24 protein-coding genes are annotated in these 24266 nt (G+C 74.4%); 10 read left to right on the top strand and 14 right to left on the bottom strand.

Annotated features, from left to right (window positions below; translation table 11 throughout):
* Positions 1-81: 81 nt before the first annotated feature.
* Entirely contained in the window at positions 82-975 is an 894-nt protein-coding gene (locus EV188_RS00310; RefSeq protein ID WP_166659657.1) for a CHAD domain-containing protein, read from the top strand.
* A 10-nt stretch (positions 976-985) separates the two neighbouring features.
* Here EV188_RS00310 and EV188_RS00305 read toward each other — a convergent pair whose 3' ends face one another.
* A complete protein-coding gene (locus EV188_RS00305; protein WP_133824272.1) occupies positions 986-1675 on the bottom strand; it encodes a TetR/AcrR family transcriptional regulator in 690 nt (229 codons plus the stop codon).
* A 29-nt stretch (positions 1676-1704) separates the two neighbouring features.
* Entirely contained in the window at positions 1705-2715 is a 1011-nt protein-coding gene (locus tag EV188_RS00300) for a 2,3-butanediol dehydrogenase (RefSeq protein WP_133824271.1), read from the bottom strand.
* A gap of 208 nt (positions 2716-2923) precedes the next feature.
* Between EV188_RS00300 and EV188_RS00295 the strand changes: the two genes are divergently transcribed.
* The 3 genes from EV188_RS00295 (at position 2924) to EV188_RS00285 (ending at position 6539) form a co-directional block, all read left to right on the top strand.
* Positions 2924-3448, top strand: coding sequence for a DUF1097 domain-containing protein (locus EV188_RS00295; protein ID WP_133824270.1), 525 nt, complete (start codon positions 2924-2926; stop codon positions 3446-3448).
* 86 nt (positions 3449-3534) lie between these two features.
* Positions 3535-5088, top strand: coding sequence for a class I adenylate-forming enzyme family protein (locus EV188_RS00290; protein ID WP_133824269.1), 1554 nt, complete (start codon positions 3535-3537; stop codon positions 5086-5088).
* Positions 5088-6539: a class I adenylate-forming enzyme family protein gene (locus tag EV188_RS00285; protein WP_133824268.1), complete on the top strand. Its 1452-nt coding sequence runs from the start codon at positions 5088-5090 to the stop codon at positions 6537-6539. Before EV188_RS00290 ends, EV188_RS00285 begins: the two co-directional genes overlap by 1 nt.
* A 7-nt stretch (positions 6540-6546) precedes the next feature.
* Here the strand turns inward: EV188_RS00285 and EV188_RS00280 are convergent, their stop codons facing one another.
* A complete protein-coding gene (locus EV188_RS00280) occupies positions 6547-7536 on the bottom strand; it encodes an RNA polymerase subunit sigma-70 (protein ID WP_133824267.1) in 990 nt (329 codons plus the stop codon).
* 9 nt (positions 7537-7545) lie between these two features.
* Positions 7546-8547: a zinc-binding dehydrogenase gene (locus tag EV188_RS00275; protein ID WP_133824266.1), complete on the bottom strand. Its 1002-nt coding sequence runs from the start codon at positions 8545-8547 to the stop codon at positions 7546-7548.
* Between the two features lie 177 nt (positions 8548-8724).
* Here EV188_RS00275 and EV188_RS00270 point away from each other — a divergent pair, with 177 nt between their 5' ends.
* Positions 8725-10581: a serine/threonine-protein kinase gene (locus EV188_RS00270; protein ID WP_133824265.1), complete on the top strand. Its 1857-nt coding sequence runs from the start codon at positions 8725-8727 to the stop codon at positions 10579-10581.
* Between the two features lie 4 nt (positions 10582-10585).
* Here the strand turns inward: EV188_RS00270 and EV188_RS00265 are convergent, their stop codons facing one another.
* The 4 genes from EV188_RS00265 to EV188_RS00250 all read right to left on the bottom strand — a co-directional run bounded on the left by EV188_RS00265 (position 10586) and on the right by EV188_RS00250 (position 13792).
* Entirely contained in the window at positions 10586-10981 is a 396-nt protein-coding gene (locus tag EV188_RS00265; RefSeq protein ID WP_133824264.1) for a hypothetical protein, read from the bottom strand.
* 47 nt (positions 10982-11028) lie between these two features.
* The gene (locus tag EV188_RS00260) at positions 11029-12480 is read right to left on the bottom strand and encodes a class I SAM-dependent methyltransferase (RefSeq protein ID WP_133824263.1); all 1452 of its coding nucleotides are present in this window, start codon (positions 12478-12480) and stop codon (positions 11029-11031) included.
* An 85-nt stretch (positions 12481-12565) separates the two neighbouring features.
* Complete coding sequence (locus EV188_RS00255) at positions 12566-13135, bottom strand: hypothetical protein (RefSeq protein ID WP_133824262.1); 570 nt, start codon at positions 13133-13135, stop codon at positions 12566-12568.
* A 45-nt stretch (positions 13136-13180) separates the two neighbouring features.
* A complete protein-coding gene (locus tag EV188_RS00250) occupies positions 13181-13792 on the bottom strand; it encodes a TetR/AcrR family transcriptional regulator (RefSeq protein ID WP_133824261.1) in 612 nt (203 codons plus the stop codon).
* Between the two features lie 90 nt (positions 13793-13882).
* Between EV188_RS00250 and EV188_RS00245 the strand changes: the two genes are divergently transcribed.
* Positions 13883-14521 (top strand): hypothetical protein, encoded by a 639-nt coding sequence (locus EV188_RS00245; RefSeq protein ID WP_133824260.1) that lies wholly within the window; start codon positions 13883-13885, stop codon positions 14519-14521.
* On the opposite strand, the gene EV188_RS00240 is transcribed toward EV188_RS00245, so the two are convergent.
* Complete coding sequence (locus EV188_RS00240; protein ID WP_243741374.1) at positions 14518-15096, bottom strand: TetR/AcrR family transcriptional regulator; 579 nt, start codon at positions 15094-15096, stop codon at positions 14518-14520. The genes EV188_RS00245 and EV188_RS00240 overlap by 4 nt on opposite strands.
* Before the next feature lie 102 nt (positions 15097-15198).
* On the opposite strand from EV188_RS00240, the gene EV188_RS00235 reads away from it, so the two are divergent.
* Genes EV188_RS00235 through EV188_RS00225 form a run of 3 tightly spaced genes read left to right on the top strand, consistent with a single transcriptional unit; the run spans position 15199 to position 18310 of the window.
* Complete coding sequence (locus EV188_RS00235) at positions 15199-16392, top strand: cytochrome P450 (RefSeq protein ID WP_243741372.1); 1194 nt, start codon at positions 15199-15201, stop codon at positions 16390-16392.
* Complete coding sequence (locus EV188_RS00230) at positions 16392-17336, top strand: MBL fold metallo-hydrolase (protein WP_133824258.1); 945 nt, start codon at positions 16392-16394, stop codon at positions 17334-17336. The genes EV188_RS00235 and EV188_RS00230 overlap by 1 nt, the downstream gene beginning before the upstream one ends.
* Positions 17333-18310, top strand: a complete 978-nt coding sequence (locus tag EV188_RS00225; RefSeq protein ID WP_133824257.1) for a fumarylacetoacetate hydrolase family protein — start codon at positions 17333-17335, stop codon at positions 18308-18310. Before EV188_RS00230 ends, EV188_RS00225 begins: the two co-directional genes overlap by 4 nt.
* Before the next feature lie 78 nt (positions 18311-18388).
* On the opposite strand, the gene ptsP is transcribed toward EV188_RS00225, so the two are convergent.
* From ptsP to EV188_RS00200, 5 genes are all read right to left on the bottom strand, one after another.
* Positions 18389-20803: a phosphoenolpyruvate--protein phosphotransferase gene (ptsP, locus tag EV188_RS00220; RefSeq protein ID WP_133824256.1), complete on the bottom strand. Its 2415-nt coding sequence runs from the start codon at positions 20801-20803 to the stop codon at positions 18389-18391.
* A complete protein-coding gene (gene dhaL, locus EV188_RS00215; protein ID WP_133824255.1) occupies positions 20800-21444 on the bottom strand; it encodes a dihydroxyacetone kinase subunit DhaL in 645 nt (214 codons plus the stop codon). Before dhaL ends, ptsP begins: the two co-directional genes overlap by 4 nt.
* On the bottom strand, positions 21444-22445 hold the full coding sequence (dhaK, locus tag EV188_RS00210; RefSeq protein WP_133824254.1) for a dihydroxyacetone kinase subunit DhaK: 1002 nt from the start codon (positions 22443-22445) through the stop codon (positions 21444-21446). Before dhaK ends, dhaL begins: the two co-directional genes overlap by 1 nt.
* A 125-nt stretch (positions 22446-22570) precedes the next feature.
* On the bottom strand, positions 22571-22969 hold the full coding sequence (locus EV188_RS00205; protein WP_133824253.1) for a MaoC/PaaZ C-terminal domain-containing protein: 399 nt from the start codon (positions 22967-22969) through the stop codon (positions 22571-22573).
* The gene (locus tag EV188_RS00200; RefSeq protein ID WP_133824252.1) at positions 22966-23421 is read right to left on the bottom strand and encodes an FAS1-like dehydratase domain-containing protein; all 456 of its coding nucleotides are present in this window, start codon (positions 23419-23421) and stop codon (positions 22966-22968) included. The genes EV188_RS00205 and EV188_RS00200 overlap by 4 nt, the downstream gene beginning before the upstream one ends.
* A gap of 80 nt (positions 23422-23501) precedes the next feature.
* Between EV188_RS00200 and EV188_RS00195 the strand changes: the two genes are divergently transcribed.
* Entirely contained in the window at positions 23502-24266 is a 765-nt protein-coding gene (locus EV188_RS00195) for an isocitrate lyase/PEP mutase family protein (protein WP_133824251.1), read from the top strand.

Raw genomic sequence — 24266 nt, 5'->3', positions numbered from 1 at the left:
TCCCGGGCGTCGCACAGGAGGTCGCCCGCGCAGCCGAATCGAGACCGTCGACGCGGGTCCGCCGATGGTAGGACCATCGCTGTGGCCACCCCCGCCGATGCCGGCGACGTCGTGCTGGAGATCGTGGGGTCCCGGGTGCGAGCGCTGGGGGACACGATCGGGCCGGTCCGGCGCGACGAGCACGACGCGGTCCACCAGTTCCGCGTCGGCGCGCGGCGGCTGCGGACGGTGCTGGCCACCTACCGCCCGGTGCTGCGGCGGGACGTGACCGATCCGCTGCGCGACGAGCTGCGGTGGGTGGCCGGGGTCGCCGGGGCGGCCCGTGACGCGGAGGTGGCCGAGGAGCAGCTCGGCGAGCTGCTCGCGACCGTGCCCGGGTGGCTGGTGCTGGGGCCCGTCGACCAGCGGGTGCACGCGGTGCTCCGCCAGCGCTACCGCCGGGCCCACGACGACCTCCTCGCCGTCCTCGACGGTGATCGCTTCGCCGAGCTGCTCGCCGGCCTGGAGCGGCTCCTCGTCGACCCCCCGCTCACCGCGCGCGCCACCGAGGACGCGGCGCCCGTCCTCGCGCGTTGCGTGCGCCGGGACGACAAGCGCCTGCGTGCCGCCGTCGCGGCGGCGGCCCGGGCGAGCACCGAGCAGGAGCACGCCGAGCTGCTGCACGAGGTGCGCAAGGCGGCCAAGCGGCTGCGCTACGCCGCGGAGTCCGTCGAGGCGGTGCACGGCAAGGACGCCGCCCGCGTGGCCGGCCGGGCGAAGACCGTGCAGACGCATCTCGGCGACCACCAGGACACCGTGGTCCAGCGCGAGGTGCTCCTCGAGCTCGCCGACCTCGCGCACCGGGCCGGCGAGCCCGGGTTCACCTACGGGCTGCTCCACGCGGAGGCGGCCCGGCGTGGCCGTGAGGCGTCGGGCCGTGCCGAGGTGGCGCTGGCCGAGCTCGCCGGCGACGCCGGGTCGTCCTGGCCGCGCTGACCCGCGTCGCCTAGCCGGTCGACGCCGTCTCGAGGACCTTCTCGAGGAGCACCTCAGCCGCCTCACGGGCACGGACGGCGGCCTGGTCGTCGCTCTCGATGAAGGCGGTGATGATCGCGCCCTCCATCAGGAGCATGAACTGCGCCGAGATCGTCTCGCACCGTTCGGGCGGCACACCGGACTCGGCGGCGAGGTCGTGCAGCCATTTCCGGGTCCGGTCCTTGTGCCGGAGGACGGCGACCTGCGCGTGGGGCATGGCCGATCCGACCTCGACCGACGCGTTCTGGTAGGCGCACCCCCGGAAGACCGAGCTCCCGAACCACAGATCGAGCACGTCGAACGGCGCGATCACCGCGACGACGCCCTGCTCGACGAATTCGGCGAGACGGCGCTCGAACCACTGGAAATGGCTCTCCTCGACGGTGTTGAGGGCCGCCCCGACGAGCGCCTCCCGCGACTCGAAATGCGCATACAGGGTCGGTTTCGTGACCCCGACATGGGCCGCGACGTCGTCCATCGACACGGACAGGATCCCGCGCCGGTAGAAGAAGTCGGCCGCGTTGACCAGGATGCGTTCCCGGGTCTCCTCCCGGCGCCGATTCCGGGCCGCGTAGTTCGGCGCCGCCGACCCCGCACTGTCGGCCCCGGTCGGGTGCGATGCCATCACGCCTTCGTTCGTCGTGTCGGGTGAGGAGTCCACGCGAGACTACTGCCGGACCTCGACACCGGTCAGGGCTGGACGATGATCTTGATGTGCTGGTCCTTGTTGCGGAGCAGCTCGTCGAAACCGTGGTCGACGACCTCGTCCAACGAGGTCCGCGCCGTGATCATGTCCGCGGGCTTGATGCGCCCGTCGTCGAGGGCGGCGATCACGCTCGGGTGGACGTTGGCGAAGCCGAGGGTGGCCGCGAGCCTCTTGCCGCCGGTGACGAGGGTGTTGATGTCGAGCTCCACCGGCTCCTCCCAGATCGCCACGTTGAACGCGGTCCCCTTCGGCCGGACGGCCGAGATGCAGGTCGAGATCGTCGCCGGTAGTCCGGACGCGTCGAAGGAGACGTGCGCGCCGAGGCCGCCGGTCGCGGCGCGGACCTCCGCCGTGACGTCGTCGACGGTGGGGTCGAGCACCGCGTCGGCGCCGAAGGCCAGGGCCTGTCGCTTGCGCGCGTCGGCGATCTCGCTGATGCCGACCCACCGTGCTCCGCTGGCCTTGAGCGTGAGCAGCAGGGCCAGGCCGATCGGCCCGGCGCCCGCGATCAGCGCGGACTGACCCGGCCGGTACCCGGAGTCGATCATCGCCTGCCAGGCGACGACCAACGGGTCGATCAGCACACCCACGTCGGTCGGCACCGACGGCGGCAGGACGTAGAGGTTCCGTGCGTCGATCACCGCGTACTCGGCCAGCCCTCCGCCCCAGCCCGACAAGCCGTAGAAGCCCCCGCTGGGGCAGAGGTTGTACGAGCCGTGCCGGCACTGATGGCAGGTGTTGTCCCGGATGTTCGGCTCGACGATCACGGGGTCGCCGACCCGGAGCCCGGTGACACCCTCGCCGATCTCCTCGACCCGACCGGTGAACTCGTGGCCCATCACCACGGGGAGCGTCTCCCCCGTCAGCGGGTGGGGCGCGCCGGGCGGCGGGATCAGGATCGGGCCGCCCTGGTACTCGTGCAGATCGGTGCCGCAGATGCCGCACCACTCGACCTTGATCTTCACGAGGCCCGGCGCGACTTCCGGCTCCGGCACGTCCTCGATCCGGAGATCACCTTTTCCGTGGAACCGCAGTGCACGCACGGAATCGCCCTTTCGTCGATGGCGCCTGTGTCCGGTCAGGACGTGGCTTTACTACCTCGGCAAGCTACCGGAGCGCCGTGCCGTGTCAACCTCTTGACACTTCCTCGCCGATCGGTAGCTTACCGATCCAGTAAAGCCACTGACCGAGGGCGGGTACACGATGAGCGAAACGAACGGGCTGGCCGTGAGCATCGGCGTCCTGGCCGGGATCTCGGTCTTCGTGACCGCGTGGATCGGGATGCCGACCTGGCTGCTCTTCCTCGCCTGGCTGACCTACTTCTTCTGCGGTGGCGGGATCCACGGCCTGAGGCTCCAGCTGGCGACCAACCTGTTCGGCGTGCTCGTCGGGATCGTCGTGCTGGGCGTCGCCGAGCTCGTCTCGGCGCCGCTCTGGGCGGTCGCCGTGCTGGTCACGGTCGCTGCCTTCAGCATCGCGCAGTCCGGTCGGCTCGGCGCGCTCGCCCAGACGCCGGGAGGCTTCGTGGGGTTCGCCATGATCGCGGCAGCAGCCGAGCTCTCCGGGACGACCGTGCTCGCACCGAGTCTCGGCAACCCGATCGTCATGGCCGTCGGGGCCGTGCTGCTCGCCTCCGTCTTCGCCGTCGTGTCCGAACTGGGCGGCAAGGTCCTGTCCGGGCGGGCACCGACGCTCCGGTCACCGGTGGTCGACGAACCCGCGACGTAGCTGTTCCTCGACGACATCTCTGTCCCCATCATCGCTACAGCAGCAATTCCCGACCGCCGCACGAGTGGGTCGAGATCGGAGTGAGCATGCGCGTGGAAGCTGGAGTCCTGGCCCGACGGGCCGCCGAATGGTTCGGTCCGCGTCCCGCGGTGACCACCCCGGCCGGCACCGTGACGTTCGAGGAGCTCAACCGGCGCGCCAACGAGATCGGTTCCGGCCTGCTCGCCCTCGGCGCCGCCCGGGGTGACCGGGTCGGCGTGCTGGCGTACAACACCGCGGAGCTCATGCCCCTGTGGCTCGGCTGCGAGAAGCACCACCTGGTGCGGGCGGTGCTGCACACGCACTTCCCCATGGCCGACCACGTGTTCGCGTTGAACCACATGGAGGCGAGCGTCGTCGTCTTCGACACCCGCTTCAGCGACGACGTCGCCGCCAGCCGTCCCGAGCTGTCGTCGGTGCGTCACTTCGTGGCGATCGGGCCCGACGTCCCCGACTGGGCGGTGCCCTACGCCGACGTCGCCGCCGGCGGCGACGACCGCGAACCGGGCCTCGACGTCGACGAGGACACCCCGTGCTTCCTGCAACTGACCTCGGGCACGACCGGTCGACCGAAGGCCTGGGTGAAGACTTACCGCTCGTGGCAGGCGGTCATCAACCACAACCTGCACCACCTGGACACCTTCGGCCCCGGTGTGCCACCGGTCGGGCCGGAGGACGTCAACCTCCACTTCCACCCGCTGCAGTGGGCGACCGGCTTCCAGACCCTCTACCCCTACCTGGTGCGCGGCGCCCGCAGCCTGCTCGTCGACGACGAGGTGTTCGATCCCGCGGCGCTGGTCGACACCATCGTCGCCGAGCGGGTCACCGGGACCTTCGCGCCCGGGCCGCTGCTGGGGCCGCTGCTCGACGAGGTCGAGAAGCGCGGCGGGATCGATCACGCGCTGCGCCGCGTCGTGGTCTTCTTCGGCACCCCGGACCTGCTCGAGCGCACCTCGGCGCTGCTGGGCCCGGTGTGGGCGCACGCGTTCGGCTCCACCGAGCAGGGCGCCGCCACCACCCGCCTGCTGCCACACGAGCTGATCGGGCGCCCGCAGCGCATCCACAGCGTCGGACGTTCGGGGTCGCCGTTCCTCGAGGTGGCCATCAAGGATCCCGACGGGCGCAACCTCGGGCCGGGCGAGGTCGGCGAGATCGCGGTCCGCAGCGCGATGTCGATCGGCGAGTACTGGGGTATGGCCGACAAGACCGCGGAGGCGTCCTTCGGCGACGACTGGTTCCGGCCCCAGGACGTCGGCTACCTCGACGCCGACGGCTACCTGTACTACTCCGACCGCGCCGGCGACACGATCCACACCGCGCACGGCGCGGTCTACCCCCACCTCGTCGAGGCCCCGCTGCTGGCGCACCGCGCGGTCGCCAACGCCGGGGTCGTCGGGCTCGGCGACCCCCAGGAGGTGGTCGCGGCGGTCGTCCTCAAGTCCGGCGCGAGCGCGAGCCCCGAGGAGCTGCTGGGCAGCTGCTCCGACCTCGCCGACCACGAGCGACCCGCCCGGATCGCGGTCGTCGCCGAGCTCCCCACCGTGCTCGGCGGAGCGAAGGTCCAGCGCGCCGCGCTGCGCACCCAGCTCGAGAACGCGTGATGGCGACGGGAGCGCTCGCCGCCGGTGAGGACGTCCGCGCGGCGTTGCGCGACGCCGGCGACCGGATCCTGGTCCACGACCCCGAGCACGGTCTGACCCGTACCGGCACCGATCTGCTCCAGAACGTTCAGGCCCTGGCCGGCGCCCTCGCCGGCCGAGGGCTGCGCGGCGGCGCCCGGATCGGGCTGTGGTTCTCCAACAGCGCCGCGTCGATCGAGGCCTTCCTCGCCGTCGAGCTCCTCGGCGCCACCCGGATCCCGGTCGAGGCGGCGGCCGCGGCGGGCGAAGCAGCCGCGATCTTCGAAGCTGGCCGGGCCGACGCGGTGCTCGCCGACGCCGACCACGCCCGGCACCTGCCCGGCGCGCTGGTCCACGACCACGACCAGCCGCTGCACGACACACCGTTCCTCGAGGTCGTCGAGGTGCCCGAGGACCAGCCACTGATCATCTACCCACGAGCGGTCACGGCCGGCGAGCTGTTCGGGGTGCCGACCAGCTATCGCAACTGGCGAGCGATCATGCAGGTCAACCAGGATCTCTACCGCCGCGGCGGGTACGGCCCCGGCTTCGACCCCGCCACCGCCTGCTTCCTGACCGTCCAGCAGCTCATGCACGGCACGGGGATGATCGGCAGCTTCCCGTTCCTGTTGATGAGTCTCCCCCAGGTGGTGTTGAGCCGCTTCGACCCCGGCTCGACGCTCGAGGCGATCGAGCGCCATGGCGTCACCGCGACCTTCGCCGTGCCGGGCATGCTCACCCGGCTCGCCGACCGGCTCGAGGCGGACGGGGCACCGGCTCCGCCGAGCCTGCGGCACACCCTCTACGGCGGCGCTCCGATCACCGTCGAGGACCTCGAGCGGGTGCGGCGATGCGTCGGCCCCTCGGTGTGCCAGCTCTACGGCCGCTTCGAGGCCGGGTGGCCGCTGACGGTGCTGACGCAGGAGGACCACGGCCGGCTCTTCGCCGGCGAGCCCGACGTCGTCGGCAGCTGCGGGCGGGCGGTCGAGCGCATCGAGCTGACGGTGCGGCCCGTGCCGGGCGCGGCAGGGTCTGCACGGGACGGCGAGCTCGCCACGCGCAGCGCCATGGTGTCCCCCGCGTACGCCGACGCCGACGGCTGGTTGAGCCTCGGCGACACCGCCCGCATCACCGACCGCGGCTACGTCCACCTCACCGGCCGGCTCGACGGGATGATCAACACCGGGTCGTACCACGTGTACCCGGAGGAGGTCCGCGAAGCGCTGACCTCTCAGCCCGAGGTGCGCGACGCCCTCGTGCGCGGCGAGCCCGACCCGGTGTGGGGTCAGGCCGTCACCGCCTACGTCGTCCCGGAGGCCGCGTCGCCCGATCTCGCCGAGGACCTGCGTCGCCGCACCCGGAACAGCCTCGCGCCCTACAAGGTCCCCAAGTCGATCCGGCTGGTCGACACGCTCCCGGTCGCGCCGGCCTGACGCGTCGTCAGTCGCCCAGCACGTCGGGCAGCCCGAACACCGCCACGAGCGCGGGGTCGTGGAACTTGACCACGCGCGAGACGCCGCCTGCGGTCGGATCCAGCACCACGACGCCGTCGGCACGCAGCGTCCCGGCGGGGTCCCGGCGGTAGACCGCCGCGGCGGGCCGGCCGTTGGCGACGGTCCCGATCATCCGCCAGTCGCCCGGCGTGCCGAGCACGTAGGTGCCCAGCACGTGGAGGCACATCGCGCGGCCCGCCTGCCAGTCGCGGAACGGCGTCGCCTCGAGCGTCGCGTCCGCACGCAGCACCTGTTCGAGCAGGCGGGCGTCGGCGTGCTCGAAGGCCGCCATGTAGCCGTCGAGCAGCGCCCGGGCGCGCGGGTCGGAGGGCTCGAGCAGGTCCTCGGGGTCCGGGTCGACCTCGCTCAGCCGGGCCCGGGCGCGCTGGAGACCGCTCTTGACCGCCGCCGTGGTCGTCTCGAGCACCGCCGCGGTCTCGAGCGCCGAGAACGCGAGGACGTCGCGCAGCAGGAAGATCGCGCGTTGCCGGGCGGGCAGGTGCTGCAGGCCGGCGATCAGCGCGAGCCGCAACGACTCCCTCGCGATCACGGCGCCCGCGGGGTCGTCCGCGGTCGGCGCGGTCCACGTGTCCGGCAACGGCTCCAACCACGCGACCTCGCCCGGGGCCACCGTGCTCGGGGGACGGTCGGGGCTGGTCTGGGGACCGGTCAGGCCCGACGGGAGCAGGCGCGCCGGACGGGACCGCAGCGCCGTCAGGCAGGCGTTGGTCGCGATGGTGTGCAGCCAGGTGCGCACCGACGACCGGCCCTCGAACCCGGCGTACGAGCGCCACGCCCGCAGGTAGGTCTCCTGCACGAGGTCCTCGGCGTCGTGCGCCGAGCCGGTCATGCGGTAGCAGTGCGCGACCAGCTCGCGGCGGAACGGCTCGGTGTCGGCCGCGAACCGCTCCTGCTCGGACGCCGCGTGCGAGGTCACTCCCGGAGGCTAGGACGGCAGCAGGGCCAGCTTGCCGACGGTGGCCCTGGCCTCCAGCTCGGCGAGGACCTTCGGCCCGTCGGCCAGCGGGTGCGTGGCCGGCCGGCCGGGCGCGATGACCCCGGCCGCGATCAGGCCGACCATCTCCCCGATCAGAGCACCGAACATCTGCGGGGCGGCCTGCGCGAGGACGCCGATGTTCAGGCCGACGACCTGGACCTGGTGCCGGTAGACCAGCTCCCAGGCGCTGATCGACGCGTCTCCGGCCGCCGTGCCGAGGACGACGACCCGCCCGGTCACCCGCCGGGTCGCGGCCAGGCTGGCGGCGAGCCCCGCACCGCCGACCGACTCCAGGACCAGGTCGGCGCCGACGTCCCCGGTCCGGCGCCGGACCTCGGTGGCCAGGTCGTCGGCGCGGGCGTCGAGCACGTGGTCGGCCCCGAGCGCCCGGACGGCGTCGTGCTTGGCGGCCGAGGCGGCGGCGATCACCGTCGCGCCGCGGTGCTTCGCGAGGGTGACCGCAGCCTGTCCGGTGGCGCCGGCGGCGGCGTGGACGAGGACGGTCTGCCCGGCCCGGAGCTGTCCGAGGGGTCCGAGCGCCGCGAGCGCGGGCGGCCAGTTCACGACCAGGCCCAGCGCCTGCTCGTCGGTCCAGCCGGCGGGCACGGGGAGCGCGCCGGCCGCGGGCAGCACCAGGTACTCGGCGAAGGCGCCGCCCGCGATGCCGACGCCGACGACGTGGGCGCCCGGCCCCACGCCGCTCACGGCGTCTCCGACCGCGACGACCTCGCCCGCGCCCTCGATGCCCGCCAGGTACGGGGGCCGCGGGCCGCCGGCGAAGGTGCCGCGCGCCTGCGCGACGTCGACGAAGTTGACGCCCGCGGCCGTGACGCGGACGAGCACCTCGTCGGGGCCGGGTTCCGGCACCGGGGCGTCGTCGACCGACCGCAGGTCGCACGGGCCGTTCAGGGACGTCTGCTGCAGGGCGCGCATGGTCGGCGGAACGCTCACGGCTCGGACTCCTCGGCGGATGTGGCGCCGCCTCCTGGCGAGGGGCGCCGGTGAGGAGGTAGACCCGCGCCGGGGCCGAGAGGAATCGCTACCTGCCGCGTAGCCGGTCGATCACGGCCCGGGGTGTACCGCGGCGGACGGTGGTGACCGCGTCACCGGTCCTGGACGCTGGAGTGCGTGACCGCCGAGCTGGGCCCCTACCGCGTGGGCCCGTCGCTGGGCAGCGGCGGCATGGGCGAGGTGTTCCGGGCGTGGGACACCCGCCGCTCGCGGTGGGTCGCCCTCAAGCTGCTGCACCCGCGGTTCAGCGCCGACGCGGGCTACCGGGAGCGGTTCCGGCGCGAGGCCGAGGCCGCCGCCGACCTCCGCGAGCCGCACATCGTGCCCGTGCACGACTTCGGCGAGATCGACGGCCAGCTCTACCTCGACATGCGGCTGATCGACGGCACCGACCTCGGCACGGTGCTCCGGGCCGGCGCGCTCGAGCCCCGCCGGGCGGTCGGGCTGATCACGCAGATCGCCGCCGCGCTGGACGCCGCCCACGCGGCCGGGCTCGTGCACCGCGACGTCAAGCCCTCGAACGTCCTGCTCGGGCCGGGCGACTTCGCCTACCTCGCCGACTTCGGCATCGCCCGCCCCGCGGGGTCGGTGACCGTCTCCGAGGACGGCGCGGTGATCGGCACGCTCGCCTACATGGCGCCCGAGCGCCTGCGCGCCGAGCCCAGCGACGGTCGGTCCGACGTGTACTCGCTCGCCTGCCTGCTGCACGAGTGCCTCAGCGGGCGGCCGCCGTTCGGCGACGACGACGCGGCGGGGCTGATCGGCGCGCACCTGCACCGCGCGCCCCCCGACCTGGGCGAGGACGACGTCCCCGTCGCGCTCGCCGACGTCGTCGTGCGCGGCCTGGCGAAGGACCCCGAGGATCGCTACGCCACCGCGGGGGCGCTCGCCGCCGCGGCGGCCGCGGCTCTGCGCCACCGCCCGACCGCGCGCCTCGCGCCGGACCCGGAGCCCCCCGAGCGGATCGTGGCGGTCCACCGGTGGCGGTGGTCGCCGAGCCGGTGGGTCCGGCGGACGCTGGTCGTCGGGCTCGTCGCGCTCGTGCTCGTCGCGGGCGTCGTCGCCGTGCGCCGCTACGTGGGCGACGGGATCTCGATCGGGATCAGCCCGGTCGCGGTGGCCTTCACCGCGGGCGGTGACGCCGTCATCGCCAACGCGGGCGCCCGCACGGTCTCGGTGTTCGACACCCGCGGGCGCACGGTGATCAGGGAGATCCCGCTCGGCGGCGGCCGGGTCGTCGGCGCCATGACCGACGCGGCGGGCGAACGGCTGTTCGTCGCCACCACCCGCGGCTCGCAGGACGCCCTGGTCGTCGTCGACCTCGCCCGGTCGGCGCTCGCCGCCACCGTCCTGCTCCCCGAGCCCCCGGTCGCGGCACCGGCCGTCGACCCGCGGGGCACCCGGGTGTTCGTGCCGGTCGCCCGGGGCCTGCTGGTCATCGACGCGGCGGCCGCGCAGATCGTCGGCAGGCTCGACCGCGGCGGGGTCGGGCTGGCCGCGACCGCCGACGGCACGCGGCTGCTCACCGTGGACGACCGCCGGCCCGGCGCGGAGGTCGTCGACGTCCGCACCGGCGGGGTCGCGACCTCGATCCGGCTCGGGGCGCCCGCCCGTCTCGCGGTCGCCGGCCCGGACGGCGACGCGGTCTACCTCGGCGGCTCCGACCCGGAGCACGCCCTGACCGTCGTCGACCCCGACCGCACCACCCCGACCGCCACGGTGGCGCTGCCCGGGCCGGTCTCGGGCCTCGCCGTCTCGCGCGACGGCGCCCGGGTGTTCGTCGCGCTCGCCACCGACCCGCCGGTCCTCGCCGCCGTCGACGCCCGCACGCACGCGGTCCGCACCGGCTGGTTCATGGAGGAGTTCACCGGCGACGTCGCCCTCGCCGTCTCGCCGGACGGCGGCGAGGTCTACATCGCCAACACCGACCTGGGCACGCTGACCATCGACGACGTCTCCCGCGACCCGGCGTAGGTGCTCAGGGCGCCGTGCGGGGACCGTCCGGCGGGGCGGGACGCTCGGGCGACGGCGCCGGGACGTCGTACACCGCGGCGGCCACGGTCGGGTCCGCCAGCGCCGCCCACTTCTCCGCGCGATGGCTCGCGTCCACCATCGCCTGGTGGGTCTGGTCCTGGTTCGCCGAGCCCGCCTGGATGCCGAAGTAGGCGCCCGTGATCGTGCCGATGGCGGCGACGAAGGGGGCCGTCGCCGTCGCCGCGTCGGCGGCGACCGGGTAGCGGATCAGGGCGACGACCGCGATCAACGTGATCAGCAGGGCGCCGCCGAGCACGGCGTAGAGCCCGAGCCGCCACCGGTCCGAGCCCGAGCCGCCGGGGTCGCTGGGTGGAGGATCGGTGGGACCCGTTGCGGCCACAGGGGACTCCTCGTGCCGGGACGACAGGGAGCCCGAGTATCCCCCGCCTACCGGCGCCGCAGGGCGTACCGCGCGCCCGCGAGCAGCCCCGGGAGCACCGAGGAGCGCAGCGCCGATCCGGGTCGGCGCGCGTAGCGCGGCGGGAGCCCGAGCAGCACGAAGCGGTCGACGAACGACGCATGCCCCCGGCCCGCGACGAGCGCCTCGAAGTCCTCGCCGTCGAGGCGCTCCCCCGGCGAGGTGTAGCCGAGCATCGCCGCGTTCTCGAACGCGTACCAGGTCGACGGGAACGAGAAGGCGAGCACGACGTCGTCGCCGTCGCGGCGCACCGCGTAGACCGGGTTCACCCCCAGGGCGCCGGCGGCGTGGGGCGGCGCGGCGAACGTGCCGTGGTCGACGAACAGGCTCTGGTCGCGGCTCGAGAACAGCGCGAGCCACTTGCTGCGTCGGAGCTCGCCGGGGTGGCGGCGCGCGGCGAGGCGGGGCCCGTGGCCGTCGTGGTAGTCGCCGACCACCTCGTCCTCGCTGGTCAGACGCCACGGCGCGCCCCGGAGGAGCGCGACGTAGCCGGCGGCGTCCTGCTCCCCCGCGGCGTCGCGGGGCTCCACGGCGCGGTTGCCGACGCGGTCGACGAGGACGGTGTCCGCGCGGGCCACGCGGCGCAGCTCGTCCATGGCGCCCTGCTGGTCGTCGAAGTAGTGGAACGCGTCGGTGCAGGTGGACGCGGCGAAGACGTCGTCGGGGAACGGGAGCGCGTCGACCCGGTCGGCGCACACGAACGTCTGCCCGGGTGCGATGTAGCGGCGACCGACCCAGAGCTGGAAGAAGTTGCGGTCGACGCCGACCGTGGGCAGCGGGCGCTTCCGCGCGCCGAGGTGGTACATCGTGTGCCCGAACCCGCAGGCGAGGTCGAGCACCGGCGCGTCCGACGCGGGCAGCGCTCGCAGCAGCGAGATCGACGCCAGGTAGCGGGGCTGGCCGTACCGGACGAAGAAGTAGCCGAACATCTCCTGGTCGATCCGGTCGGACGAGCGCAGGTAGGCGAGCTCCATCCAGTCCTGCGCGGTCAGCGCGTCGACGTCGTCGAGCATCGCGCGGACCTCGGCGCGGCGGGCCGCGAGCGCGAGGCGCGCCGCAGGACCCCGGCGGGCCGGGAACCGGCGCGGGAGCCGGGGCGGGAACGCGAGCATCGCGACGAGCGCGTCGACGCCGCGGCCGTCGCGCAGCAACTCGACGAGCCGGCCGACGGTGGGCCCGTCGACCTCGGTGCGGCCGGTCGCGTGCTCCTGGACGTCGACGCGGCCACGGCGCAGGACCGGGATGCCGTCGAGCACCGGGTACTCGTCGCACCCGCAGGACAGCACGCCGAACTCGCCGTCGAAGGATTCCACGGGCGTCGGGGTGTAGGCGAGCGCGCCGCGGCAGCGGGGGCAGATCAGGGGCACCGGGCCGTCGAGCCGGGGCAGGTCGGGAGCGGAGACAGGGAAGGACAGGGTCACGCGGCAGCCTTCGGGGTGGTCGAGCGGTGTCGTGGGCGCTGCGGGCCGTGCCGGTGCGGGATCCCCCGCCGGGCGGGCGGGTGGGTCAGACGACGGGCACGGCGGCCGGCGGCGGACCCCGGTGGGGACGGCACCGCACGAGATCGACCCGGTGCACCACCGCGTCCGCGGGCGCCGGCGCACGCCGGTCGGGCCCGCTCGAGGAGGGGACCGGCGGGAGCCCGAGCACCACGCGCAGCAGCTGCAGGTGGGCGTGCCCGCCCGCGACGAGGAGCGGCTCGCTGCTCGCGACCACGACGACGAGCAGCGTGATCGCGAGCTGGAGGGCCAGCGCGGTCAGCTCCTCGGGGACGACGTGGTCGTGCTGCAGGCGCGCGGCACCCGCCTGGGTCACCGTCGTCAGCGCGTGCGCGGCGGGCTGCACGAGCACCGCCAGGTTGATCACGACGAAGAGGCTCTGGAGACGACCGCGCAGCGCGAGGCGGACGGCGCCGACGGCCGCGGCGACCAGCGCGACCCCGAGGACGTGCAGGAGCGTCTCGTCGGCGAGGAGGTCGAAACCACCGGCGGTGAGCACGACCGCGAGCACCGAGACGACCCGTGAGGAGGACGGCCGGAGGCCCGCACGCAGCGGGTACCGCACGGCTCCGATCACTGCCACGACGCTATCAGCCGGTCCGTCCCGGTCATCACACTCGTGTCATTCGCCGGGTTCCCTGCTCGCGAGGACGGCGTCGACCGCCATCCCCAGGACCTCGGTCTCGGCCTCCAGGACCGACGCCTCGCCGGGCATCGCCCGCTCGACCGACAGGCCGCCGACGACCGTGTTGAGGAACCGCGCCCGGCGGGTGTTGTCCCCCGCGGCCAGCGCACCCTCCTCGACGAGGACGGACAGCCAGTACTCGACGCGGCGCAGGCCCTCGCGCGCGGTGGCGAGGTAGGTCGCGCGCAGCTCCTCGGTGGGCTCCGGGGCGATGAACCGCTCGTATACGGTGCTCCACGCCTCGCGGGAGGGCTTCCCGGGGGCCGCGGGCGCCAGCACGAGGCGCAGGCAGGCGATCAGGCGGTCGCGCGCCGGGAGCGACGTGTCGTGGATGACGTGGTCGTCCGGGATCACGAGGTCGTAGATCGCGGTGAGCACGGCCTCCTGGAGCGCGCGCTGCGTCGGGAAGTGGTGTCGCAGCGAGCCCGTGCTCACGCCGGCCCGCGCCGCCACCGCCCGCACGCTGAGCCCGGCGCCCAGGTTCTCGCCCGTCATCGCCACGGCCGCCTCGAGGATGCGGTCCTTCGAGCTCTTCGCCTGCTGCGTCACACCCGTCATCGTACTAGCACGCTGTGCTAGTACGCCGTGCTAGCTTCACTGGTACAGCGTGTTGGTGACGACGTCGGGGAGTGGGCGGGGATGTTCCAGGAGCAGCGGAGACGGTGGGCCGAGAAGCGTCTGCAGCCGGGCGACGGGAGCGCACTCGAGCGTTTCCGCTGGTGGCAGACGGGCGGCCGGTCGCTCTTCTACCTCCGTGCGCCCGACGCCGAGTACGCCGTCGACGTCCGGCACTGGAAGAACCAGAACGCCGGCGTGAACAAGGCGCAGTTCTACGTCGACGGGCGCCAGCAGGTCGAGTCGAAGCTCCCGGCGGCGTTCCCGGTGCCGGGCGGCACCATCGAGGTCGCGGTGAGCACCTTCGGGATCCAGCGCGCCCACTTCGTGACCCCGGACGGCGCGGAGCACGTGCTCACGCCGGACGCGCGGTCGGCCGAGGCCCGCCGCGCCCGGCTCGACCGCCGGCACCCGGCCCTGAGCAGGGGCATCGGCGTGCTGTCGGTGCTCCTGCTCGTCGTCGGCGTGGGGCTGATGCTCCTGCAGGTCGCCGAGCCGATCTCACGGATCCCCCCGATCGCGATGAACCTGGGGATCTTCCACTCGCCGGTCGACCTCCCGCTGTGGCTCAACGTCGCGCTCGGTGTCGGGGCCGCGCTGGGCAGCATGGAACGGGCTCTCCGGATGCGCTACCACTGGCTGCTCGACGCCCTCGGGAACTAGGCCCGGACGGCCGACAGGACGAGATCGATCCCGCCGCCCGCCACCTCCTGGAACGACCCCAGCGCGTCCGGGTCGCGGACCCAGCGGAAGACCACGCCCATGTACACGTCGGACAGGGTCCGCGCGGCCTCGGCGACGTCGACCGTCGCCGCGACCTCCCCGCGCTCCTGCCCCTCGCGCAGCAGCGGCCGCAGGTCGGCCAGCAGCTGGGACTCGTAGCGGATCGGGCCGGTGGCCGCGGTCCAGCCCAGCATCATCTGTCGGGTCAGCTCGGGTTCCGCCTCGACCAGGCCGCTGATCAACCGGAAGTAGGCGCGGATGCGTTCCGGGGCCGGGTCGCCGGCGGACCGAGTGATCACCTCGACGGCGACGTCGGCCATCCGCCGCGTCCACAGCATCGGGATGTCGCCCTTGCTGGGGAAGTGGTTGAACGCCGTGCGCCGCGACGTACCGGCCCGCGCCGCGATGTCGGCCATCGTCGTGTCCTCGTAGCCGCGCTCGACGAACAGCGCCGCCGCCGCCCCGTAGAGGACGTCCCGTGTCGACGACCCGCGACCGGTCCCGACGCCGCTCACCACCGCTCCTCCTGCGTGACGCTTGACACCCACTGCACTCGGGTGCAACTGTTTCGACACCGCCACCTGCACCCGAGTGCAACCCTCTCACCAGGGAGAAGTATGTCCAACGTAGCTGCGTCGCTGCGGCCCGGCGATCTCGACCTGTACCGCCCCGAGGCCCTGCACGACCCCTACCCGCTCTACGCCGAACTGCGCGGCCGCGGGCCCGCGCTCCACGAACCGGAGCGCGACATCTGGCTCGTGCCCGGCTACGCCGAGGCCGCCGCGGTCCTGCGCAACCACCGCGAGTTCGTCTCCGGCGACGGCGCGACGTACGAGAGCGCCCTCGGCCGGGCCGAGCGCTACCCGCTGATCGAGACCGATCCCCCGGAGCACACCCGCATCCGCCGTGCCGTCCAGCCGCCGTTCGCCCGCGCCGAGATCGAACAGCTGCGCCCGGGGATCGAGTCCGCGGCCACGGCGATCGTCGAGCAGGCGCTCGCGCTCGGCGAGGTCGACGCCGTCCCGAGCCTCGCCCAGCCGATGCCGGACCGGGCCATGGCGCTGCTGACGGGTCTCGTCCCGCCGAGCTGCGCGAAGCTCGTCGACTGGAGCGACGCCGTCGTGCGCGCCCAGGAGCCCGCCGCGGACCCCCTCCACACCGAGCTGCTCCTCGAGGCGCTGACCTGGCTCGGCCAGGACGGCATCCCCGGCCTGCCCGCCCACTGCCTCGGCCGCCTGATCATGGAGTCGGGCGGCACGACGGGCGGGCTCGCGGCCGACGGCCCGGAGCGGCTGATGACGCTCGCGTCCATCTGGCTGGCCGGCGTCGACTCCACCGGCGCCCTGCTGGGCAACGCGATCGACGCGTTGATCGAGCAGCCCGAGCAGTGGGAGCTCCTGCGCGCCCGCCCGGACCTCGTCCCGAACGCGGTCGAGGAGCTGCTGCGCTTCGAGGCGCCGTTCCGCGTCTTCTACCGCCGCACGCGGGCCGAGGCCGAGATCGGCGGCGTGACGATCCCGGCCGGCGCCACCGTGTGCGCGGTGCTCGGGTCGACGGGCCGCGATCCCCGTCAGTTCCCCGACCCGGACCGCCTCGACGTGACCCGCGAGAACGCCCGGACGCACCTGGCGCTCGGCACCTCGATCCACCTCTGCCTCGGCGCCCCGCTGGCGCGGATGGAGGCCACGTCGATGCTCACCGAGCTCACCCGCCGCGTGGCGCGCTTCGAGCGCACCGGCGACCCCGTCCGCAGCCCCAGCGGGACCATGCGCAAGTTCGACGCCCTGCCCGTGCGACTGGTGGGCGCGTGATGGCGGGCTACGCGAAGGGTCCGCACGACCTCGGCGGCGACTGCCACGCGTGGCTGGTCCCGGAGGGCCGGTGGGGCGAGAGCAACACCGGGCTGGTGCGCGGCGCGGGGACGTCCCTGCTGGTCGACACCCTCTACGACCTCCCGCACACCGCGGAGATGCTCGACGGGTACGCCCCGCTCACCGCGCAGCACCCGATCCGGACCCTGGTCAACACCCACTCCGACGGCGACCACTGGCACGGCAACCAGCTGGTCGCCGGGCCCGGTGTGGAGATCGTCGCCTCGGAGGCGGCCGCCGCGCTGATGACGCCGGCGGCGGTGTCGGAGATGGCGGGGCTGTCCGACCGGCAGGACCGGGTCGGCGAGTTCATCCGCGCGATCTCCGGCCACTTCGACCTCGCCGGGATCGTCGCCACCCCGCCCACCCGCACGTTCGCCGGCGAGCTCGACCTCGACGTCGGCGGCCGGCAGGTGCGGCTGATCCAGGTCGGCCCGGCACACACCCCCGGCGACGTGATCGTGCACGTGCCGGACGCCCGGGTCGTCTACACCGGCGACATCCTGTTCATCGGCGGGGCGCCGCTGGTGTGGACCGGCCCGGTCGCGCGCTGCATCGCCGCCTGCGACCGCATCCTCGACCTCGACCTCGCCGCCATCGTCCCCGGCCACGGCCCGCTCACCGACAAGGACGGCGTCGGGTGGGTCCGCGACTACCTCGTGTTCGTCGAGGCGGAGGCGACCAAGCGGTTCGAGGCGGGCCTGGACGTCGACGAGGCCGTCGCCTCGATCGACCTCGGCCGGTTCGCCGCGATGTCCGAGCAGGGCCGGATCGCCGCCAACGTGCTCAACGTCTACGAGGAGCTCGACCCGTCGCGACCGCGGTCGGACCGCCTGGAGCAGTTCGGCCGCATCGCCGCCTTCGAGCTGGGAGAGCCCGCGTGAAGATCGCCCGCATCGAGGTCGACGGCGAGACCCGGGTGGGGATCGTCGACGGTGACCAGGTCCAGCCGCTCTCGGTCGGGGTCGACGAGGTGCTCGCCGCGGACGACCGCCCGGCGCTCGTCGCCCGGACCGCCGACGGCGACCCGCGCCCGCTGTCGGCGGTGCACCTGCTCGCGCCGGTGCAGCCGGGCACGCTGCGCGACTACATCACCTTCGAGGAGCACCTCGAGGGCAGCCTCAAGCTGCTCGGCCGCACGGCGCCTCCGCCGGAGTGGTACGAGCAGCCCGTCTTCTACTTCTCCAACACGAACGCGGTGATCGGGCCGGACGAGCCGGTGGCGGTGCCGCCCGGGTGCCGGCGGCTCGACTTCGAGCTCGAGCTCGCGGCTGTGATCGGCAAGCCTGGTCGCGACCTGACCCCGGAGCAGGCCGCCGACCACATCGCCGGGTACACGCTGTTCAACGACTGGTCGGCCCGGGACCTCATGCCGCCGGTGATCCCGGTCGGCCTGGGCCCGGTGAAGGGCAAGGACTTCGCCAACACCCTCGGCCCGTGGATCGTCACCGCCGACGAGCTGGCGGCCCACCGCCGCGACGGCCGCCTGGCGCTGGAGATGCACGCGGAGGTCAACGGCGTCCCGCTGCCGGGCGGCGGCGACACCTCGGCGAGCATGTCGTGGTCGTTCGAGGAGATCGTCGCCTACGCCTCGCGCGGCGCGGAGCTGCGCACCGGCGACGTCCTCGCCTCCGGGACCTGCGGCGCGGGGTGCCTGCTCGAGTACTGGGCGCACCTGGGCGACGACGCTCCCCCGCCGCTGGTGCCGGGCGACGTCGTGACGCTGGTGGTCGAGGGCATCGGGTCGGTGTCGAACCGCGTCGTCGCCGGCGTGGAGCCGGTGGACCTGCCGACGGCGCGCGTGGGGACGGCGCGGCGGCCACGGCCGTGGACGGCGGCGGGCGCCGTTCCCCGGTGATCACGGGCGACGTGGTGCACCAGTCGATGCCGATGCGGTGCCTGACGTCGCCCGTGATCTCCACAGATCGGGCCACGTTCAGCGCAGCAGCGCCCGCACCGCCGCGGCGTCGGGGCACGCCAGCGCAGCGGCGGCGAGCTCGCGGGCCTTCGCCAGGTCCACGTCGCGCACCGCCTGCTTCACCGTCGCCACCGACCCCGGCGCGACGCTGAGCTCGCGCACGCCGAGCCCGACCAGCAGCGCCGCGGCCTGCTCGTCGCCGGCGAGCTCGCCGCAAACCGCGACGAGCACGTGGTCGCCGGCGCCGTCGGCGGTGGCCTTGATCAGCGCGAGCACACCGGGATCGAGGGCGTCGGCGAGCGCGGCGACGGCGTCGTTGCCGCGCTCGGCGGCCAGCGTGTACTGGGTGAGGTCGTTGGTGCCGATCGAGAAGAAGTCGACGTCCGGGGCGAACGCGGCGGCTTTGAGCGCGGCCGCCGGGACCTCGACCATGATCCCGACCCGGAGGTCGGCGGGGCGGCCCCGGCCCACGGTCTCCACCGCCTCGTCGAGGGCGCGACGGGCGGCGGCGAGCTCGTCGACGCCGGCGACCATCGGGAACATGACGTCGACCGGGTGGTCGTGGGCGACGCGCACGATCGCCTGGAGCTGGTCGGCGAGCAGCTGCGGGCGGGCGAGCGCGAGGCGGATGCCGCGGACCCCGAGGAACGGGTTCGCCTCGACGGGCATCGGCAGGTAGTCGAGGGGCTTGTCGCCGCCGACGTCGAGGGTGCGCAGGGTGATGCGCCGCCCGTCCATCGCCTTACCGATCGCCCGGTAAGCAGCCTCCTGCTCGTCGACGGAGGGCGCCTCGCGGCGGTCGAGGAAGCCGAACTCGGTGCGCACCAGCCCGGCGAGGTCGGCCCCGACACCGGCCGTCGCGTCGGCGGGCGAGCCGACGTTGACGCCGACGAGCACCGTGGTCCCGTCCCGGGTGACCGCCGGCTCGTGGACGAGACGCGACGCCTCCTCGCGGTGGCGGCCCAGCGCCTCGGCACGAGCCCGGAAGTCAGCGAGCGTCGCCGGGTCGGGGTCCACGACGACTTCACCGGCGCTCCCGTCGACGGCGAGGACGGCGGCCTCGCGGGCCCGCCCCGCCAGCGCCGCGCCGACCCCCACCACCGCCGGCACGCCCCGCGCCCGCAGCAGGATCGCCGCGTGCGCGGTGGGGCTGCTGCCGGCGAGGACGACGGCCGGCGTGCTCGCGGGGTCGAGCACCGCCGCCTCGGCGGGCGTGAGCTCGTCGGCGACGAGGATCCCCTCGCCGGCTCCCTGAGCAGCGGCCACCCCGCCCAGCGCCCGCAGCACCTGGTCGCGCACGTCGCGCACGTCCGCCGCGCGGGCGCGCAGGTACTCGTCGGCGGCACCCGCCAGCCCGCCCGCGACGTCGTCGAGCGCATCCGCCCAGGCCCGCGCGGCGTCGGTGCCCGCGTCGAGGCGGGTGCCGACGTCCGCGAGCACCTCGGGGTCGTCGAGCAGCAGCACCTGCGCGTCGAAGATCGCCGCCTCCGCCGCGCCGATCTCGCGGGCCGCCCGGTCGCGCACGGCCCGCAGGTGATCGCGGACGCTCGACCGCGCGTCGTCGAGGCGACCGTGCTGGTCCCCCGGCACGGGCTCCGGCACGGTCACGGACACCGTGCCCGTCGCCCGCACCGGGCCGATCCCGATCCCGGGCGACGCCGGGATCGGGTGGCCCACCGGTACGGGCGAGGGGACGGCCACGGGAAGAGCGGACTCCCCGAAGTCGTCCGCCGCGAGCGCGAGCAGGCGGCGCACGGCCTCGGCGGCGTCGGTGCCGGCGGCCCGGACGGCGATCTCGTGGCCCTGGAGCGCGCCGAGCGTCGCGACCCGCGACAGGCTCGCGCCCGACACCTCGGGCCCGTCGAGCGAGACGTTGCGCAGCCGCACGTCGGCGTCGAGGCCGCGCAGCGCGCCCACGAGCTGCGCAGCCGGGCGCGCGTGCAGCCCGTGCGGCATCCCGACGGTGAAGGTGCCGGTCTCCTCGGTGTCCGTGACGACCTGCTCGGGCGCCGCCTCGTCGGGAGCTGCACCGAGGTGCCCCGACTTCGCCAGCAGTGCGTCCGACGCCTCCTGGGCCACCTCGGTGGCCGGGGCGCCGCCCGCCGCGCTGACGACGGCGACGATCAGGCCCTCGACCAGCGGCGCGGGGCAGAGCACGACGCGCCCGCGGACGTCGTCGTCGACCATCTCGAGCGCGAGCTCGGCCGAGAGGACGGCGCTGCCGAGGTCCATCAGCACGACCACGCCGTCGCCCGCGTCGGCGGCGGCCACGGCCTCGCTGATGGCCACGGCGTCGGTGCCGAAGCCGCCGCCGTCGAGTCCGGCGGCGACCTCGAGCGGCCCGCCCCCGCCGTGGAGCATCTCCCCGGCCAGGGCCACCGCCGCGTCGGCGAGGGCCCGGCTGTGGGAGACGACCACGATCCCGACCGTCACGCGGCCCCCTGCTCCGCGACGGCCGTGGCCGCCGCGGCGACGAGGAGGGCGGCCGACGTGGCGCCCGGGTCCTGGTGCCCGGCGCTGCGCTCGCCGAGGTAGCTCGCACGGCCCTTGCGGGCGACGATCGGCGTCGTGCCGTCGCGGCCCTCGTCGGCGGCCGCCGACGCCGCGCGCAGCGCGTCCGCCAGCGACTGCCCGGAACCCAGGGCGGCGTCGAGCGCGTCGAGCGCCGGGGTGAGGGCGTCGACCATGGTCTTCTCACCGACCTCGGCCTTGCCGCGCGCGACCACACCCTCGAGCCCCGCCCGCAGCGCCTTCGCGAACGTCTCGGGGTCGAGGCTCGCCGCCCCGCCGGTCGCCGGGGCCATGCGCAGGAACAACGTGCCGTACAGCGGCCCGCTCGCGCCCCCGACCGACTTGACCAGCGTCATCCCGGTCTGCTTGAACAGCGCGGCCGGGTCCGCGGGCGTCGCGGCCAGACCGTCGACGACGGCCTGCATCCCGCGGTCCATGTTCGCGCCGTGGTCGGCGTCGCCGATCGCGGCGTCGAGGGCGGTCAGCTCGTCCTTGTGCTCGGCCACGGACGCGGCGAAGACCCGCAGCCAGCGCTGGAGGGTGTCGGTGTCGACATCTGCCATCACATGCCCCACCGCAGGCCGGAGGTGGCGACCGGAGCGTCCCAGAGGCGGAGCATCTCGTCGTCGAAGCGGGTGATCGACACCAGGCAGCCCGCCATGTCGAGGCTGGTGACGTAGGGCCCGACGAGCGTGCGGACCGGGACGATGCCCGCCTTGTCCAGCAGGGCGGCGATCTCGTTGTACATCAGGTACAGCTCGAGGTTCGGCGTGGCGCCCATGCCGTTGACGAAGACGAACACGCCCTCGCCGCCGGTGAAGTCGCGGTCGGCCAGGATCGGGTCGACGAGCATCTCGGCGATGTCGTGGGCGGAGGCGAGCGGGACCCGGCGCCGGCCCGGCTCGCCGTGGATGCCGATGCCGATCTCGATCTCGTCGTCGGGCAGGTCGAATGTCGGGCTGCCCTTGGCCGGGACGGTGCACGACGTCAGCGCCATGCCCATGCTGCGCGAGCTGTCGTTCACGCGGCGGGCCAGGTCGGCCAGCTCGGAGAGGCTGCGGCCCTGCTCGGCGGCGGCGCCGACGATCTTCTCGACGGCGATCGCCGCACCGGTCCCGCGACGGCCCGCGGTGAACAGACTGTCCTCGACGGCGACGTCGTCGTTCATGACGACGGCCTGGACCTCGGTGTCGGTCTCGGCCGCGGCGAGCTCGGCGGCCATGTCGAAGTTCATGACGTCGCCGGTGTAGTTCCAGACGAGGTGCAGGACGCCCGCGCCGCCGTCGATCTTCTTGGTGGCCTCGGTCATCTGGTCCGGGACGGGCGAGGTGAAGACCTCGCCGGCACAGACCGCGTCGAGCATCCCGGGGCCGACGAACCCGGCGTGGGCCGGCTCGTGGCCGCTGCCGCCGCCGGAGAGCAGGCCGACCTTGCCGGACACCGGCGCGTCGGCGCGGTAGACGATGCGGTTCTCGTGATCGACCCGCAGCTCGGGGTGGGCACGCTCCACCCCGCGCAACGACTCCGCGACGAGGTTGGCGGGGTCGTTGAGAAGCTTCTTCATGGATCCGCTCCAGGACTCTCGGACAGGGCGATGGCGGATCCCGATTCTCGCCCCGCCGGACCGAAGTCGGTCAAGGGAATGCTCACCGGGTGTCACCCGTGCTGCGCATCATTGGACCGAACGGGTCAGCCGAGCGCCACCTCGGCCGAGCCGGTGATGACCGGACCGTCGTCGTCGATCTCGACCCACAGCGCGAGGCGTGCCCTCCGTTCGCCGTCGACCTCGACGATCTCCTCGACGCGACCGTGGCAGCGCGGTCGTGCGTGCACCGGGGTGATCCGCCGGAACCGTCCGCCCAGCGAGCGGACCTGCTCCTGCGGGAACCACGCGACGAGCGCGCGCCCCAGGTAGCCCATCGCGACCATGCCGTGCGCGAAGACGTCGTCGAACCCCGCGGCGCGCGCGACGTCGGTGTCGATGTGGATCGGGTTGTGGTCGCCGGACGCGCCGGCGAACAGCGACAGCATCGCCCGGGTGATCGGACCCGCCTCGACCGGCGGGAGCTCGGTGCCCACCGCGGTCACGCCGACACCTCGGCGTTGACCACGACGACGGTGTTCCGCAGCTCCGCCACCGGCTCGCCGGAGCGCGTCACCGCCGTCTCGCGCACGAGGAACTCGAGACGCCCCTCGCCGCGGGCGTAGACGTCGGCGACCCGGGTGGTGAAGACGATCTCGTCGCCCGCGTGCAGCGTGCAGTGGTACGTGAAGTGCTGCTCGCCGTTGAGGACGGTGGCGAGGTCGACGCCGACGTCGTCGAGGGTCCGGTAGATCGCCCCGGTCTCGGTCTCGAGGCCCGCGAGGTAGGTCGGCGGGACGACGAGGTCCGGGTGGCCCGCCGCGCGCGCCGCCGCGAGGTCGCGGTGCACGCCGTCGCGCGGGTAGCCCAGGAGCTGGGCGAACAGGCGCACCCGGCTCCGCTCGACCGTGACCACCTCGCTTGCTGTCTCGCGCCCGACGACCGATCTGTCGATCATGTGACCTCCACACCCAGCAGCGTGCGGGCGGCGACGGCCGACATCAAGGGTCCGGCGCGCTCGTGCGCCAGACTCGTGCCGTGAGCTCCTTCGCCGATCTCCACCACGGCCCTTCCCCGCTGCTGCTGCCCAACGCCTGGGACGTCACGTCCGCGCTGGCGTTCGCCCGGGCCGGGCACCCGGCGGTGGGGACGACGAGCTTCGGGGTCGCCGCGTCGCTGGCCCGGCCCGACGGCGACCGCGCGAGCGCCGAGGCCAACGTCGCGCTCGCCCGGGCGCTGCACGCCCTGCCGGTCCCGCTGAGCGTCGACGTCGAGGACGGGTACGCCGACGACCCGGGCGCGGTCGCCGACTACGTCGCCCGGCTCGCGGACGCCGGCGCCGCCGGGATCAACATCGAGGACAGCACGGCCGAGGCCCTGATCGACCCCGAGGCCCACGCGGCCAAGGTCGCGGCGATCAAGCAGCGCAGCCCCGCGGTGTTCGTCAACGCGCGGGTCGACACCTACTGGCTCGGCCAGGAGGCGACCGCCGACGCCACCCTCGCCCGCGCCGAGCGCTACGTCCGCGCCGGCGCCGACGGCATCTTCCTGCCCGGTCTGCGCGACCGCGACGTCCTGCGCGCGGCGACCGACGCGCTCCCGGTGCCGGTCAACGCGCTGATCTCCCCCGACCTCGGCCTCGCGGACCTCGCCGGGCTCGGCGTCCGGCGCGTCAGCACCGGCTCGCTGCCCTACCGCGCCGCGCTCCACGCGGCCCTCGACGTCGCCGCGGCCGTGCGCGACGGCGCACCCCTGCCCGCCGGCATCCCCTACCCGGAGCTCCAGGCAGTGCTGCGGGGCTGA

It is taken from the genome of Actinomycetospora succinea (assembly GCF_004363095.1).
Classification (GTDB): domain Bacteria; phylum Actinomycetota; class Actinomycetes; order Mycobacteriales; family Pseudonocardiaceae; genus Actinomycetospora; species Actinomycetospora succinea.
This window is presented reverse-complemented; position numbering and strand designations above follow the sequence as displayed.

Excerpts from the sequence above, each read along its gene's own strand:
- dhaL (WP_133824255.1), bottom strand. The coding sequence starts at position 21,444 with ATGGCAGATGTCGACACCGACACCCTCCAGCGCTGGCTGCGGGTCTTC.
- EV188_RS00245 (WP_133824260.1), top strand. The coding sequence starts at position 13,883 with ATGTTCCAGGAGCAGCGGAGACGGTGGGCCGAGAAGCGTCTGCAGCCG.
- EV188_RS00290 (WP_133824269.1), top strand. The coding sequence starts at position 3,535 with ATGCGCGTGGAAGCTGGAGTCCTGGCCCGACGGGCCGCCGAATGGTTC.
- EV188_RS00200 (WP_133824252.1), bottom strand. The coding sequence starts at position 23,421 with ATGATCGACAGATCGGTCGTCGGGCGCGAGACAGCAAGCGAGGTGGTC.
- EV188_RS00295 (WP_133824270.1), top strand. The coding sequence starts at position 2,924 with ATGAGCGAAACGAACGGGCTGGCCGTGAGCATCGGCGTCCTGGCCGGG.
- EV188_RS00235 (WP_243741372.1), top strand. The coding sequence starts at position 15,199 with ATGTCCAACGTAGCTGCGTCGCTGCGGCCCGGCGATCTCGACCTGTAC.
- EV188_RS00230 (WP_133824258.1), top strand. The coding sequence starts at position 16,392 with ATGGCGGGCTACGCGAAGGGTCCGCACGACCTCGGCGGCGACTGCCAC.
- EV188_RS00285 (WP_133824268.1), top strand. The coding sequence starts at position 5,088 with ATGGCGACGGGAGCGCTCGCCGCCGGTGAGGACGTCCGCGCGGCGTTG.
- dhaK (WP_133824254.1), bottom strand. The coding sequence starts at position 22,445 with ATGAAGAAGCTTCTCAACGACCCCGCCAACCTCGTCGCGGAGTCGTTG.